Source organism: Dawidia soli, assembly GCF_018598185.1.
Classification (GTDB): domain Bacteria; phylum Bacteroidota; class Bacteroidia; order Cytophagales; family Cyclobacteriaceae; genus Ohtaekwangia; species Ohtaekwangia soli.
Genome location: NZ_JAHESC010000014.1, coordinates 59,677 through 75,553, shown reverse-complemented (window position 1 = coordinate 75,553; position 15,877 = coordinate 59,677). Strand labels below are relative to the sequence as shown.

Sequence of the window (15,877 nt, the reverse complement as noted above, 5' to 3'; positions counted from 1 at the left end):
CTTCTACAGTCTTCGCACAAGGATGAACGGCTTACTGAGACCATTGAGAGCTTCCCGCGACAACCGTGTTGCCGCTGACGATCAGTTCCGGCACCGGCAGATCTTTCGGAAGCCCTTGATTGGATAACACCCAGCCTCGTTCGCCTTGTTTGACATAGACACCATCCCACTGGCCGGCCAGTACCGTGTTATTTGTTTCGATCACCTGAAACGTATACTTGGGTGGCATGCCTTTTTGGTCACTTTTCCAGGAGACTCCTTGGTCGGCAGAAACTAAAAGCTCACTGTAGGTAAGCGCATAGATACGGTTGTGATCGACACCGAGATTATGCAACGAGCGACCCGGCATGATTTGTTTCCAATCCTGATCGCCTTTACCTTTTTTTAAGATTCCCCGATTGCAGCCGGCATAGAGATCGCCGTTAAGTTCCCGGATACCGTTTACCTGCAAACCGCTTTCCCCGAATTCCAGAAGCCATCGACGAGTCGGTTCATGCAGAACGTATAGACCACCGTTGGTACCTGCGTAGAGCTTTTGGCCGAGGCAGATAAATTTTCGGATAGTCTGATTTTTTAGACCTTGATTGAGCTGCGACCAGGTATGACCCAGATCCGTTGTGACGAAGACGCCGTTGTTTTTAGTCCCTGCAAAGATCTTATTGCTGTAGAAATAAAGAGCGTCGATCTCATCCACCGTTGGCACCGTTGCCAGTGGTGTCCACGCCTGGCTGGCAAAATTAAAGAGAAAGATCCCATGATGTTTTGTAGACAATCCCAGCAATCCCGGGGCTGCCGCTATATCCGATAAAAAAATACCATCCGGAAGACCCCTGCTTTTATTCTCCCAGGTTCGCCCATTATCCTCGGAGAAATAGACAATTCCCCGTGCAGGCGCGGTCTGTGTTTCCTGGGAGAAGCTCATGACAAACAAGATAAAAGATAACAGCATCGTCATATTTTTAGGGGTAAGTACCAAGATACATCATTCTGTTGTGATGTCCGCCCGCGAACAAAAATGCCCATCATCGACCAGGTAGTACGTCCTTTTTATACAAAAACCACCGTATTTCAGGCATGGCATTATTTTAGCAAAACAAACTCCGAAACCCAACCGCCGACGGCCATGTTACTGAATTACCTCCGCATCGCATACCGGAATCTTCTCAAGAACCGGATCTTCACGATCATCAACATCACCGGGCTGGCCTTGGGCATGGCGGCGTTCCTGTTTATCGTGCAGTATATTCGCTTCGAGCGGAGCTATGAAGACTTTCATAAGAACGGCGACAATATTTTGCGGGTTACCGTAGATTTTTACAACGGCGATCAATACGACATGACCGACTGTGAGTCGTATGCTCCCCTGGGCCCGCTGTTAAAAGATAAAATGCCCGAGGTAACGGACTTTGTCCGGATGTACGGCATGGACGGTTTAGTGAACGTACGCGCAGGTACCCGGAACTTCCTGGAAACAAAGATATACTGGGCTGATCCCTCCGTACTGACGGTCTTCACCTACCAGGTGCTGCACGGTGATGCCGCCACCGCACTCACGGCACCCTTTGAGGTGATCGTGACGGAGTCCATGGCGAAGAAATACTTCGGCCGCACCAATGTCATCGACGAGCTGATCGACGTCGACAACAATCCATACCGGGTTAAAGCTGTCATTGCCGACCCACCACCCAATACACACATAAAATTCACGTTCCTGCTCTCCAGACTTTCGTTCAAGACGTTAAAGCCCTGGTACCCCGACGATAAGTGGAACAATAATAATGAGTATACCTATATACTCACTACGCCCGGCACAGACCTGGAGCAGCTCAATAAGAAACTCCATGCACTGACAGCAACCGAGCTCAAAGGCATCTTAGAACAGGAGTACTTCGTGGCCGAACGGATAAAAGATATACACCTCCATTCCAACAAAGCATACGAGCCCGAACCTCCGGGCGACATCAAAGCCGTATATTATCTCAGCTTCATCGCCATATTCCTGATCGTCATTGCCTGGGTGAATTACCTGAACCTGTCAACGGCCCGCGCCATGGAGCGCGCACGCGAAGTAGGCGTGCGCAAAGTGATGGGCTCCCTCAAGATGCAGCTTGTGTTTCAATTCCTGTGCGAGTCCATCCTGGTAAATGTACTGGCTGGCGTGCTCGCCCTGACCATGCTGCAACTTGCCTTCCCGTTGCTTCAGGATCTTTCCGGACAACCCGTGCCACTCAACATCCTGCACGACCGTTTCTTCTGGTCATTATTCACAAGCTTGCTGGCAGCCGGCTCATTCTTGTCGGGCATCTACCCTGCCTTTGTACTGGCGTCGTTTAAACCCGTAGCCGTACTGAAAGGAAAATTCCAGTCGTCCACGCACGGCCAACTCCTGCGCAAAGGCCTTGTGATCTTTCAGTTTAGCGCAACCGTGATATTGATCATCAGCATGTGTACCGTCTACCTGCAGGTGCGCTTTTTACAGCGCTATGATCTGGGTATGAACATCGACCAAACCCTTGTACTCACCGGGAGACAGGTATCGCTACCCGACTCGGTCGCCCGCCGCGCCAGCCAGGCGCTGAAAACCGAGCTTATGAAGAACCCCGCCGTCCGGTCGGTCACCCGGGCAGGATCGCTCCCGGGGGTGAACATCCAGGAACTTAGCACGACACATGTGCTCCGGCTGGGCCAATCGTCCGCGAACGGCGGCGGGTATTTATACTCTTATATACCTATCGACGCCGATTTTATACCGTCCCTCAACATAACCCTGCTGGCAGGACGTAACTTTGAAAACGGAGTTCCCAACCACGACCAGGTGATCATCAACGAAGAAGCCGCCCGGGCGCTCGGGTTCGCAAGCCCGGAACAAGCCGTGGGTACAAAAGTCACCTTCCGCACGCGTTCTGGCGCCGAGGGCTCTACTGTCATCGGCGTGCTCAGGAATTTCTATTTCCGCTCGCCCAAAGAGCAACACCTGCCGATGTTATTCGCCTATGGCGAAAACGCTGACTATTTCGCCCTGCAGCTCACCACCGGCGACATAAAAAAGACGCTGGCATTCGTCGAAGATACCTGGCATAGAGTATATCCCAACATGGTATTCGACTACTTCTTCCTGAACGAGCGTTACGACAATCAGTACCGGGCCGACACTCATCTCTTTCAGATCATGGTTGCATTCTCGGCGTTGATCATCTTCATTGCCTGCCTCGGCCTGTTCGGACTTTCATCGTACACCATTTTACAACGCAGAAAAGAGATCGGCATTCGCAAGGTGCTTGGGGCCTCTGTCGGTACCGTGGTAAGCCTGCTCTCGCGCGACTTTATGAAAACCGTGACCGTATCCGCGCTCATGGCCGTGCCGGTTGCTTATTTTCTGATGCAGGCCTGGCTATCAGCCTACGCCGTACGGATCACCCTGCATGCGGGGATCTTCATATTCGCGATCGCCAGCGTAATCCTCTTAGCATTGATTACGGTGAGCGTCCAGACGATCAAGTCCGCCATGGCCAATCCCACGGAATCGCTAAAGCAAGAATAAAAGCACCGGGTCGTCGTCAGGACCGTTGCCTCCGGCATTTCGCATACCGGTTTGTCTGCGCGGCCTTTCATTTTGTCCATTCCCCCGGGATTCACCGAGGTTTTTGTTGGTCGATCTTTCACCTTCGCGCCAACAAAACAGCGACACTATGACACAACGAACAGAAAAGACAGTGTATACCATCGGCCTGGCCCTGACGGCACTGTGGTTCACCGCGAGCGGATTTTTCGAGATCACAAAAAATCCCATCGTATGGGACGACACCATCGCCCTGGGCTATCCGCCGCACTTCATTACCGTACTGGGGGTGGCCAAACTACTGGGCGTGATAGTATTACTCATCCCCAACCGCCTGTTCTGGCTGAAGGATTGGGTATTCGCAGGGCTCTTCTTCGACATCATCTTTGCCTTTACGTCTGGTTACAGCGTTATCGGGCTGGCCGGATGCGTAGCCCCTGTGGTAGCATTCCTGATGGTACTCGTAACGTATGTCATGTTCCGTCGTCTCCACCCCGTCATAAAGATAGGCGCATAAACGATAGCATTTCTGACGTTCGTACGCTAACATAGCACCTGCATAACACCATAACCCCGTACGAAAATGGAAAAGAAAATAGAGTCTATAAACATCATGCAGAAGTTCTCCTTGTTTGAAAAACAATGGACACCGCACATCATCGGCGAGCTAAACGGCCAGTACGTTAAGCTCTGTAAGCTGAAAGACGACTTTGTCTGGCATAGCCATGAAAATGAGGACGAGCTTTTTATGGTATTTAAAGGCACACTGCTTATGGACTTCCGCGACGGTCGAACCGTAGAAGTAAAAGAAGGCGAGATCCTGATCGTACCCAAAGGAGTAGAGCACCGGCCCCATACCAACGGCGAGCTTGTATTTAACCTGCTCTTCGAACCAAAAGAAACCCTGCACACCGGCCATGTCGAAAGCGAAAAAACCGTGAAACAGTTGGACTGGATCTAGCGGCATCCTAAAACGATACATGCAAGAAAGGGGTTGCGGCACACAACCCCTTCTTTACTTTTGCACAACGACGTCAGCTCTACTGGCGTGTGATCTTCAGGTTGGCAAACGCCCCCGAAATACCGTTATTCCACAAGCCGATGCGGCCGGTCTTGCGGTTATTGAGTTTTTTGACCACCAGCGAGGGCGTGGTGGCATGGTCCACATATACTTTTATGTCTGTAGCGCCTACTTCGATCCGGGCGTGGAACCAGTCCTCGGCGGCTGGCGCCGGCGTCACCGCTTTTTCATAGATGCCGTTCTGCTCGTCGCGCAGCCGGTTCCAGGGATAGTCGGGTTGGCTGACATATTGTACCGCATGGATCTTGCGCACCGGATCTTCCGCCCGGAAGTTGAACGGCCGGAAATACACCAGGTCATATGTCGCGCTGTCGACGCCGTGAAACGCGACCCCGAGAAAACTCATCTGAAAGACGTCATAACCCTTTAGGTCCACCTCGATGGTGCCGGTCGAAAATTCTTCGCCCGTGATCCAGGCAAGACCGTTCAGCAGGATAAACTGCTTCTTGTTTTGAGTGTCCGTTATCGAGAAGGGGTTTGGGAAATACACGTCAAACTTCCGTTCTTTGGTCAGCTGCTGCAGATCATACGACTTGATTTGTTGCGCAACAACCGGCAATGTCAGGGCCAGCAATGTTACCAACAGGAGCGGGGATTTTACGTTTGTGTTCATAAGGACAATGGATAAGATTTGTAATACAACGCAAAAATGGCGTGCGTGCCCCCTGTTATGCCGATCACAAAGCGTCCATTTACCGGTCATTTTACATTTATGTTGATCTTTACCCCATGGCGGCCGACAAAGACTATATAGAGCAGTATCGCATCCAGGTACAGACCCGCGTGTGGGGCGATCCGTACACCCGGCCGCGCCAACGCGAGCTCGAACAGCTGGCCGACCAGATCGAACAGCGCTCGGGCGTACGCCTCAGCCTCTCTACCCTCAAGCGCCTGTGGCGCGACGACGTCACCCAGTTGCCGCACCCTTCTACCCTCAACGCCCTGGTGTCAGTGTTGGACCATGCCACGTGGGCAGACTTTAAACAAGCCACGGTGCGAACACCACCCCGGGAGTCAACACCCGCCACCCTGCAACCCACTCGCCGGCGGGCCACGGCGTGGTGGTGGACCGCCGCTGCTTCCGCTGCCCTCGTCACACTGCTGGTGTTACTGCAAGCCACAAACCGCACTACCGACTACCCCCTGACGCTGCCGGCCGACATTCCCTTTCAGGCTGACAAGACCGTCACCCTCGGCGTACCCAACACCGTGCAGTTCCGATACGACGTCAGCGGCATCGACGCCGACAGCTTCTTCATTCAGCAATCGTGGGACCCACGCGATAAAGAAGCGATCGACCCCGCCGGCCACTATCGCTCTTCCGTATATTACTTGCCCGGCTTTCACCGCGCCAAGCTGATCGTAAACGACTCGATCGTACGCAAAGTCCGCATTCATATCAAAACCGACGGCTGGCTGCCGTTAGCCGAGTATACCGACAACAGTCACGAGCCCTTTTACCTCGACAAGCTGATCCCCGCAAGCACCGGCGACCTGCACATCACCGAAGCACAGCTGGCCGCCGCGGGCGTCGACCTATCCAAACGCTACCAGCTTCGCTACTACAACATCCGCGACTTCGATCACATCCGCAGCGACAGCTTTACGTTGCAAGCACGCGTAAAGCTTGACAGCATACAGCATATACCGTGTCCCAAGGCACACGTTACAATCGTGACGGAAGAAGATATTTTTTATTTACAGCTCACCACACCCGGCTGTGTAGGCGATCTATACCTCGGCATGGGGGAGACCCGGCTGCGCGGCCAGGAACACGACCTCTCCGCGCTGGGCTGCAACCTGTACGACTGGCAGACCTTTCAAATAAAGAACCAGGGCAAGCACGTTGCGATCCTGTTAAATCATCACCCCGTCTACACCTTGTCTTATAAAAAAGACTTTGGCAGAATTGTAGGTATAGTCTTCAACTTCAGCAACCCGGGTGCGATCGACGATGTGAGCTTACGGAACGGTGAAGGAAATGTTGTATACGAGACGGCGTTCTGACCACGCACTTGTGGTTAAGAGGTTGACCACTTCCCCTGCTCTGCAAGGGCCAGGTTGAGCGCCGACGCATTTGTTGTAAAGGCGTGCGGTGTCAGGCCGGTAAAAAGCTTGAAATCCTTGATGAAATGTGATTGATCGAAATACCCTGAATCGTACGCAATACTGGTAAGATCGTGCTCATTCGAATGAATCAGGTTCAGGCTATAGTTGAAACGATTGATTTTACACAACAGCTTCGGCGGCAAGCCGGTGTATTCAGAGAACAGCATGGCGAGGTACCGCGGAGAGATATTGTTACGCGACGATACTGCCGCGATGCGTTCCGTGCTGAAATTATACTTCAAGCTGTTGACGATCTCGCCCACAAACTTCAGCTTGGCCTGCCGTTTAGCCGATACATGTAAACGGCCCACCAGGTATTGCTCCAGCAACGCAATGCGTGTCTCCAGGTCAGGCGAGTCTTGCAGTTTGATGTGTAGTGTACGAAGCGTGGGGCCGAACAGATCGGTCGCGTCGATGACCTCGTTGTTGAGTGCCGACATTTTCTCTTCAAAGAAATAGGCCATCGAGTGTGGATAGAACCGGATGCCCAACATCGTGTTGGCGCCACTCGATCGAATAACCAGGGGCTTCGTGATCTGTCCCCAAAGCTCGACAGGGGCCGTAGTATAGAAATCGTTGCTCTTTTGATATTGCCAGTGGCCGTTACCCAGGTTGAAGATCACCTCCGTGTTTCCGCTGGGGTACACGGTGTCGCTGAAAGCATCGATCGGCCCCGACTCGTAGAAGTAAAAACACTTCACGAAGGGCTTCAGCGTGGGGCTCGGCTTAATCTCCTGAAATACCATGGTCGCGTAAAAGATCGTTTCTAAAGATACGGAATTCTGACAAATCCGGTTTTTCAGCCCGGTTACAGGCACAAAGAAACAACCTGGCCAGCACCGGCGATTGTAAAAAACGGAAAAAAAAGAGGCTGCCGAAGCAGCCCCTCTTTCCGTGCATATTTAACCACACCTAACGATCCCACCACACAGGCGTGCTCATGGCAAGCGTGCCACCGTTGGTTTGCCGTGCCACGGCGTCGTCGACGTTATCGCGATTCAGCGTAAACTCGCGTGTGTCGTAGGTCCGTCGCAAGGGAATTTCACGATCTTCGGTAGCGTTGGGCGCCCGCTCCAACAGCGGATAACCCAGGCGGCGCCACTCCGACCAGGGCTCATGACCCACCGCGTACAACGACAGCCACTTCTGTTCGCCGATCAGCTGACGCCAGCTGGCTTGGTCGTATGCAACGCCCGGCTGACTGATAAAGTCGTCGATAACATCCGTATCGGTGATGCCGTAATAATTCATGGAGGCCGCAATGGCGTCGTTATAAAATCCTTCCGCCTGTGATTCGCTCAGGCCGGCCCAACCGCGGGCGGCAAGCTCGGCCTTGATGAACAGCACTTCGCTATAGCTTTGAAAGATCAGCGGTGTGCTGGCATTTTCTTTCCAATAGTCGCCGATGAAAGAGATGTCGGCATTTTCTGTCTCGCCGGCAATATCATCCGTAACACCATACAACTCCCCTACATATTCGGGCGTACCGGCCGCAACAGAGGATTCCGTCGGATTGGCATATACCGCCAGGCGAGGATCATCCTGCTCCAGCATAAAATCAACCAGGGTGTTGCTGATCGCATAGTCCGTGCGATTGTCGACATGGAAGTGGTAATAGATCGGGTTGGAGTTGATCGCCTCACCCAGGTAGCGAAATACGGCACTTTCGTCGTTGCTCTCAAATACATTGCCGGGAGCTGCCAATGCCGTATTGATCGCGTCTAATGCTATGCTCTCTGCTTCCTGCACTTCCGACATCCGGATGCCTATCCGTAGCAATAACGAATAGCCGAACTTTTTCCAAAGGTTCATATCACCGCCATAGATCACATCGCCCTGCACTTCCCCCGTGACATCGATTTGTGCCGTGGCTTCTTTGAGCTCCTTCACCAGGTCGGCGTAGATCTCAGCCTGAGGTGTATACGCCGGCGCAAAGTTGGCCGTACCTTTCAGGGCCTCTGTATACGGCACATCGCCCCATTGATCGGTAACGATCTGAAACAGATAAGCTTTTAAGATCCGTGCCACCGCCAGCTGGTTCTCATGCGAACCGTAGTTCACTACTTCGGCCAGGTCTTTGGTTTCCTCGTTGGTATTCATATCGATGATCTCCTGCAGGTCGGCCAACGGACCGTTGTAGTAAGTATCAAACGATAGCTGCTCCAGATCATACCGCGAAGTGCCGGTGTATTGCGTCTCGGCAAAGAGCTGTGCATACAGGTTCGTACCGAACAGCTGCTGCTCGGCACGGGCGCTGCGCTGTGCCTGCGTCAGCAGGTAGGCCGTTGGAACACGCTCCGGTTCGTTCGGGTTAGTGTTCATTTCTTCAAAGTCGTTGGTACATCCCACCACGGCCGCGCTGGTAAAGAGGAATGCATATAGGTAGTTGAATGAATGCTTCATAATTTTTGAGGGTTGAATTGCCATTACAGTTTCAGGTTTACATTCACGCCGATCACACGGGTGCTGGGGTGCTGGCCGTTCTCCAGGCCCTGAATGTTGCCGGATCCCAGGGCGGTCTCCGGATCGATGTTCGGCGTATTCTTGTGTAAGATCGCCAGGTTGCGGCCATAGACACCGACCGAGATCCCGGTGAACGGCGTCTTGGCGAGCATGCCCGAAGGCAATGCATAGGCGAGGCGCAGCTCACGCAGCTTCACAAAGCTGGCGTCATACAGGAAGTTCTCACGAATGCCGGCAATGTTCTTGAAGTAAGACTGCGCGGCAACATATCCATCATATGCCTCACCGTTGGCAAGCACGCCCGTGACGTGCACACCACCGCCGTCGGCCACCGGGTCACGTTTGGGGTTGCCCTTGTCATTCAGACCCGCTGTTTGTTCCAGCAGGCCGGAATAAACACCGTAGCGATTCGTTGTCGAGTATATGTTGCCACCGTGACGTATGTCAACGGTAGCGCCCAACGTAAAACCCTTAAAGGCAAACGTATTGACTACACCGCCCGTCCAATCAGGCATAAACGTTCCCAATACCGTGTTGGGTTGCTGTACATACGCGCCCGAAGCGGTAACGATGGGCGTGCCGTTCGCATCTCGTCGTTGGGCGATCATCACAAACGTACCGTACGGCTCGCCGATGCGCGCATTTGTCGTAACGCTATAGTCGTTGATGATCAGGTTCTGCAGTCCCTGGTATAGCTCCACAACCTCGTTTACGTTCCGCGCCCAGTTAACGGAAATATCCCAGTTAAAACCCGATGCCGTTTTGATCGGCGTGCCAAACAGCATTACCTCAAAACCCTTGTTGCTCATTTCACCGGCATTCACATAGTACTTGTTGTATTTGCTGGCGGCAGACACATCCAGTCCAATGATCTGCTTCTCGGTCTTGGTGTCGTAATACGTGAGATCGAAACCGGCGCGGCCGTTCAGAAACGACATCTCGAGACCGAACTCGATCGTCGTTGTCTCCTCGGCATCCAGGTCTTTGTTATTGAGATTGTTTGCGACGCCGTAAGCAGGGTTCGAACCAAACGCCGTTTGGATCTGGTACGTCGTGTTCACCCGGTACGGATCCGTGTCGTTACCCACACGTGCCCAGCTCGCGCGAACTTTGCCCAGCGATACGGTAGCATTGTCGGACATCAGCTCCGAGAATACAAATGTACCCGTGGCCGAGGGATAAAAATACGACCGGTTCTTCGGCGGCAATACCGATGACCAGTCATTTCGTCCGGTGATGTCCAGGTAAGCGAGGCTTTTGTAGCCAATGCTGGCACTACCAAAGATCGACTGCACTTCCTTTTGTTGGTAAATGTCGGCGAGCAGCGGCCGGTCGATCGACGCGCTCAGGTTAAAGAAATTGGGTGAATTCAGACCACCGGACGTGCGACCGTAGTTCTGGTAGAATTTGCGCTTGCGTACGTTTGTCCCCGCCAGCAAGTGCAGCGTAAAGTCCGGGGATAACTCTTTGTTGTACGTCAGATGCAGCTCGAAGTTATTGTCGCGCACTTCGCGGACATCCTCATCGTAGTACGACTGCTGCAGCGAGCCGGTGGCCTGACGACGTTCACGACGGTCGGTATAAAAGTCCGTACGCGCCCAACCCTGAATGGCAAGATCTTTCAGAAGCTGGTACTTCAACGAGACGTCACCGAATACACGCTCACGCACCTGGTTCGTCGGGCTTTCGTATACTTCCCAAAACGGGTTGTTCCAGTACAACGGATGCAGGTTGGTAGGGCTTGAAATATTCCAGCTGCGTTGTTCACCCAACGCTGTTTTGTAGTGGCGCAGCTTTTCCATGTCCAGTTGGCGCTGGAACCACTGATTAAAGCCGGTCGAGTTATTGGTATTGCCCAGGTCGTCCGAGTAACCCGACGTGGGGATCCCTTCGTGCAGGAAGTGCGCGTAGTTGGCATGCGCCGATACCTGCAGCTTCTCCGTCAGCTTGCTTTCAACGTTTAACGAAATGTTGTTCTTCGTGAGCTCGTTGTTCGGAAAAGTACCGGTGGCATTGTAGTTGGTATAACCCACGCGAAAGTTGGTCTTATCGTTGCCGCCCACAAGCGCAAGGCTGTTGTTGCGCGTTACGCCTGTCTCATAAAAATCTTTGACGTTGTCTTTGTGCGGTGAGAACGGCGTCAGCTTGCCATAATCCGGATCATCGGGGAACCAGGAGTACCACTGGCGCACCGGCGTGCCGTCCATGCGCGGTCCCCAGCTTTCATCGGCCGCATAGTTCACCACGGGCTGGCCTTCGTACGTGGAGAAGGTTTGTGTATACCCACCACCGTATTCGTTTTGATACTCAGGGAGCACCGCTACCTTGGCAAACTCCAGGCTGGAGCTGATGTCGATGCCAATACCTTTTTTGACACCGCGCCCGCTTTTGGTGGTGATCAGAATGACACCGTTGGCCGCACGCGAGCCATAGAGGGCCGCCGCATTCGCGCCCTTCAGTACCGTGATCGACGCGATATCGTTGGGGTTGATGTCCGCGACAGCGTCACCATAGTCGGTACCGCCAAAGCCGGCTTCCACCGAACGTACACCGCTGGCGCTACCGGGAGGTACACCGTTATAGTTCGAGTTGTCGATGGGCGTACCGTCCACGACGTACAGCGGGCGGTTGTCGCCCGTAATAGACTTGATACCGCGGATCATGATCTGCGTGCTGCCGCCAAGCGAACCGGGCGAACCGTTTACGGCGACACCCGCAATCTTACCCGAGAGGGAGTTCACAAAGTTGTTGGTCTTTACGTCCGCTACCGCCGAACCGTCGACCTGCTGTACAGCATACCCAATGGAACGTTTGTCGCGCGGAATGTTCAAGGCCGTGACGACTACTTCGGTAAGTTGCCGCACGTCGCTGGCCATTTGTACATCCACCGTCGTACGATCGCCGATCTCTACTTCTTGCGTGGCCAACCCGATAAACGTAAAGACCAGTACGTTGCTGCCGGCGGGCACCGACAATGTATAATTACCATCCGTATCGGTAACGGTACCATTGGTAGTACCTTTTACCAACACATTTACCCCGGGCAAGCCTGAGCCATCTTCCGGAGACGTGATTCGTCCCGAGATGGTCCGGTCCTGTGCCCATGCTTCATGAACGAGCATAGAAAATACCGTCATGAATGCGAGTAGCATTCTTTTCATAGGTAGGGGGTTTAGGTTAATGAATGTTTGTTACGTATATCAAACTTATTCCAAAATTTTCATCCGTAAAAACGCGCTAACCCAAAATGGTGTATCGAAATAGTGGACTATATACCCCATATTGGGTTAATAGCCATTTCAAACGGTATAAAGGCCTAAAACCCCCTTAAATTTTTTTTGAATCGCCTGAAAAAATATTTATACCTGTGTTAAGATATATAGTATACTTCCCCTATTTATATAGGAATACCTTAAAAATCAGGGAAACATATAGATCGATCCGTGCATCGTGTACAATAAGTATAATCATATCCTTTTTCGGCCAACCGGTCGGATCGGGGAAATACATCTGTTTGGAATCAGGAAAATGAATATCACAGGCAGTGCTACCGACTTCTGCGTGGAGTCAACCGTGCAGTCGGCACGATCAAAAGATTACCAGGTAACAGTGGTCAAAGACGGCCATACCACCATGAGCGGCGCCCCAACCTTTCCGCCAAAGCATTGATCGATCATTACAACGGGATCTGGGAACTACTGATCCCCACCCGCGGCCGAAGACTACTTCTCCTCCTTCAACCGCCGCTCATACTCATGCCGGACCTGATTGATAGAAGCCTCAAACAACGGACGATCCGCAAACATCTCCGGCTTATAAGCATCCCCCGGCTTGCGTTTTTCATGCAGGTCGAACTGGCTGGCATGCGCGGCCACCCAAACGTCGAACGGCTGTTTTTTCAAAACCTCCAGCGTACGCCGGTAATCCTGACCCACCTGCGGATACGCCGGCATACCCTTCAGGCGCGTCTGTGGTAAAATACTCGGTATATTTACGATCAGCACTTGCCAGGTGCGCTGGTCGTCGCGGGTGTCGAGCAGAAAGCTGGTCGACCCTTTGGTATGGCCGGGGTGGTGCAATACCCGCAGCGTTGTTGTACCCAGCCGGATCGTGTCGCCATCGTGCAACAGCCGGTCGGCCTTTACGCCGGCAAACGTCGGCCCATTGCCGCCCATGATAAAGTCGGAGGCGCCACCGTCTGCCAGCACCGGCGCGTCGGCTTCCTGCACCATCATCCGTGCGCCGGTCATCTTTTTGATCTCCGCCATGCCGGCCACGTGGTCGTAGTGCGCCTGGTTGGTCAGCAGGATCTTAATGTCGGTAAATTGGAAGCCCAGCGCCTCGACGTTCTTGCGGATCAACGGCACCGACTCCGCCAGGCCTGTGTTGATCAGGAAGTGTCCCTTCGGCGTCGTGATCAGGTAAGAAGCCAGGTCATACGTACCCACATAATATACGTTACCCGCCACGCGGAACGGCTCGTACGGTTTTGACCAGGCGGAGTCATTCCACGGCAGGGGTGCAAGCGTTTGAGCGAAAGAGGAAAGAACGACGGCCATCAGGCATACCGTCAGCCGGAGACGAAGGGATGTGAACATGATATATAGGGTTTCACCGGAAAGCTACAGCTATTATCACGAATCACGATCGTCGCCCAAGGATAAAAATAGGGGATTGTAGAAAATCTTTATACTTTTATTCTTTACCCGATGGATAGCATTACCCTCACGCCCGCACAAGCCCGCAAGATCATCCTGCATGCCGCGGGACTGTGGAAGCGCGCGCCCTTTGGCAAAGGCAAAGACGCCGTGTACAAGTTCATCGACCACCTGGGCTTTTTGCAGATCGACACCAACTACGTCGTCGAACGCGCTCATCACCACGTCATCGCCACCCGCGTGCCGGGCTACCAGCCCGAATGGATAGACACCCTGCAAGCCGACGGGAAAGTATACGAATTCTGGACCTTCGCTACCGGCTACATGCCCATGCATGCGTACCGCTTCTCGCTGCCGGTACACGCGGCATTCGCCGACAGATACGACGTGGCGCCCGCGGAAGCCACACTCCAGCGCAAGATCCTCGACCGCATCGGCCGCGAAGGGCCGCTCATGGCCCGGGACTTTGAAAACGACCGCACCACCAAAAGCACCGGCTGGTGGGATTGGCGCCCCTCCAAGCGCGCCCTCGAGCACCTGCACCTCAGCGGCCAGCTCATCACACTCCGCAAAAAGGATTTTCAAAAAGTATACGACCTGCCCGAAAACGTATTGCCCGCCGACCTGGATCTCACGCCGCCCACCGACGAAGCGTTCACGCGCCACGCCATCCGCCGCGCGCTCAAAGCCCTCGGCGTTGCATCGGTAAAAGACATCGCCTATACGTGCCGGTTCGTGAAGATGCCGTGGAAGACCGCCGTGCAGCAACTGGTCGATACGGGCGAGGTATGCGCCGTAGAGATCACCGGCCTGAAAGGCGGACCGTACTACATGCTGCCCGAGTACCGCAAACGATCCATCACCCTGTCCGGCGATGTGTTTATACTCTCGCCGTTCGATATCCTCAACGTGCTGCGCCACCGCCTGCGCGACTTCTTTGAATTTGATTACCAGGTAGAATGTTTTGTGCCCGAGGCAAAACGCAAGTACGGCTACTTCTCCCTGCCGGTCCTCATCGGCGACAGGTTCGTAGCCCGCATGGATTCCAAAGCCGACCGCAAAACCCGTACGCTGCTCATCCACAACCTGCACTTCGAATCCGTCAGGCTCACCAAAGCCATGATCGCCGACATCGGCGGCGCCATCCGGGAGTTTGCCAGATTCAATCAATGCGATGCCATCGTGTTGCAGAAATGCAACGATAAGGCTGTACTCAAAACGCTCCGGCAGCAGCTTTCGGAGTAATTACAATGCTAGTGAAATAACGCCTTCAATTCGGCATCGCCGTCGTCCAGAAAATGGGAGATGTGTTTGCCGTCTTTATTATAAGTATCTCTTTCGGCCCCCGCCGCCAGCAACAAGCGGATACAGTCGACTTGCTTCCGTCGGTTCTGCCCACCGCGAAAGGTATAGCCATGCACCGCCCACAGCAAAGGTGTGCTTTCGTGATCGATGCAGCGAAGGTGTATATCGGCGCCCGCGCTGATCAACCGGTTGACAAGTTTCTCCAGGCCGGTCCACGCGGCCCAGTGCAGTGCCGTGGCGCCGCCACCGCCGGCGTGATGGATGCTGGCGCCCCGGTTGGTATACAATATGCCCGTCTGTTCGGCCAGCAAACTGGCGGCGGCAATCAACGGGGTATCCTCCCCCGGGGTTAACCCAAACCCATCCACGTTGGCGCCATGGTCCAGGAAGATCGAGGCCAGTTTCACCGCATCGTCGTCCGTATACGTGCCGGTAAAAACGCCGTCACACACGCGGTGCAGCGGATGGGCCAATGCCTGGTTCCTTTCGTCAAAGGGAAGGCCCCCGTTGGCCAACGCCGGGTCTTCGGAAAGCGCCCGCCGGAGTGCCTCATAGTCGAGGGAGTTCATGAATGTCCTGATCGCGACCATACAGGCGGAAGATACTGCTTATAGAATAAAGAAGCCACCCCCCGGGGTGGCTTCGTATAGCGGTTTCCAAAAACGGGCTATCAGAGGGCGTCGATAGTCCCGGAATGGGGCA

13 protein-coding genes are annotated in these 15,877 nt (G+C 53.7%); 6 read left to right on the top strand and 7 right to left on the bottom strand.

From position 1 onward, the window contains the following. Positions 1-31 precede the first annotated feature (31 nt). The gene (locus KK078_RS11455) at positions 32-955 is read right to left on the bottom strand and encodes a WD40/YVTN/BNR-like repeat-containing protein (protein WP_254090414.1); all 924 of its coding nucleotides are present in this window, start codon (positions 953-955) and stop codon (positions 32-34) included. A 60-nt stretch (positions 956-1,015) separates the two neighbouring features. Between KK078_RS11455 and KK078_RS11450 the strand changes: the two genes are divergently transcribed. The 3 genes from KK078_RS11450 (at position 1,016) to KK078_RS11440 (ending at position 4,520) form a co-directional block, all read left to right on the top strand. Further along, positions 1,016-3,541, top strand: a complete 2,526-nt coding sequence (locus KK078_RS11450; protein ID WP_254090413.1) for an ABC transporter permease — start codon at positions 1,016-1,018, stop codon at positions 3,539-3,541. Positions 3,542-3,689: 148 nt separating this feature from the next. Beyond that, positions 3,690-4,076 carry a DoxX family protein gene (locus KK078_RS11445; protein ID WP_254090412.1) on the top strand — a complete coding sequence of 129 codons (387 nt, stop codon included), beginning with the start codon at positions 3,690-3,692 and terminating at the stop codon, positions 4,074-4,076. A gap of 66 nt (positions 4,077-4,142) precedes the next feature. Continuing rightward, positions 4,143-4,520: a cupin domain-containing protein gene (locus KK078_RS11440; RefSeq protein WP_254090411.1), complete on the top strand. Its 378-nt coding sequence runs from the start codon at positions 4,143-4,145 to the stop codon at positions 4,518-4,520. Between the two features lie 79 nt (positions 4,521-4,599). On the opposite strand, the gene KK078_RS11435 is transcribed toward KK078_RS11440, so the two are convergent. Then, a complete protein-coding gene (locus KK078_RS11435; RefSeq protein ID WP_254090410.1) occupies positions 4,600-5,253 on the bottom strand; it encodes a hypothetical protein in 654 nt (217 codons plus the stop codon). Positions 5,254-5,294: 41 nt separating this feature from the next. Between KK078_RS11435 and KK078_RS11430 the strand changes: the two genes are divergently transcribed. Beyond that, positions 5,295-6,647 (top strand): hypothetical protein, encoded by a 1,353-nt coding sequence (locus KK078_RS11430; RefSeq protein ID WP_254090409.1) that lies wholly within the window; start codon positions 5,295-5,297, stop codon positions 6,645-6,647. A 14-nt stretch (positions 6,648-6,661) separates the two neighbouring features. Here the strand turns inward: KK078_RS11430 and KK078_RS11425 are convergent, their stop codons facing one another. The 3 genes from KK078_RS11425 to KK078_RS11415 all read right to left on the bottom strand — a co-directional run bounded on the left by KK078_RS11425 (position 6,662) and on the right by KK078_RS11415 (position 12,373). Further along, positions 6,662-7,495: a helix-turn-helix domain-containing protein gene (locus KK078_RS11425; protein WP_254090408.1), complete on the bottom strand. Its 834-nt coding sequence runs from the start codon at positions 7,493-7,495 to the stop codon at positions 6,662-6,664. A 166-nt stretch (positions 7,496-7,661) separates the two neighbouring features. Further along, entirely contained in the window at positions 7,662-9,152 is a 1,491-nt protein-coding gene (locus KK078_RS11420; RefSeq protein ID WP_254090407.1) for a SusD/RagB family nutrient-binding outer membrane lipoprotein, read from the bottom strand. Between the two features lie 23 nt (positions 9,153-9,175). Continuing rightward, positions 9,176-12,373, bottom strand: a complete 3,198-nt coding sequence (locus tag KK078_RS11415; RefSeq protein WP_254090406.1) for a SusC/RagA family TonB-linked outer membrane protein — start codon at positions 12,371-12,373, stop codon at positions 9,176-9,178. A 289-nt stretch (positions 12,374-12,662) separates the two neighbouring features. Between KK078_RS11415 and KK078_RS30800 the strand changes: the two genes are divergently transcribed. Beyond that, positions 12,663-12,881: an isochorismatase family protein gene (locus KK078_RS30800; RefSeq protein ID WP_394370561.1), complete on the top strand. Its 219-nt coding sequence runs from the start codon at positions 12,663-12,665 to the stop codon at positions 12,879-12,881. A gap of 53 nt (positions 12,882-12,934) precedes the next feature. On the opposite strand, the gene bla is transcribed toward KK078_RS30800, so the two are convergent. Next, on the bottom strand, positions 12,935-13,810 hold the full coding sequence (gene bla / locus KK078_RS11410) for a subclass B3 metallo-beta-lactamase (RefSeq protein ID WP_254090405.1): 876 nt from the start codon (positions 13,808-13,810) through the stop codon (positions 12,935-12,937). A 111-nt stretch (positions 13,811-13,921) separates the two neighbouring features. Here bla and KK078_RS11405 point away from each other — a divergent pair, with 111 nt between their 5' ends. Then, positions 13,922-15,115, top strand: coding sequence for a winged helix-turn-helix domain-containing protein (locus KK078_RS11405; protein WP_254090404.1), 1,194 nt, complete (start codon positions 13,922-13,924; stop codon positions 15,113-15,115). Between the two features lie 8 nt (positions 15,116-15,123). Here KK078_RS11405 and KK078_RS11400 read toward each other — a convergent pair whose 3' ends face one another. Beyond that, positions 15,124-15,765, bottom strand: coding sequence for an ankyrin repeat domain-containing protein (locus KK078_RS11400; protein WP_254090403.1), 642 nt, complete (start codon positions 15,763-15,765; stop codon positions 15,124-15,126). Positions 15,766-15,877: the final 112 nt, after the last annotated feature.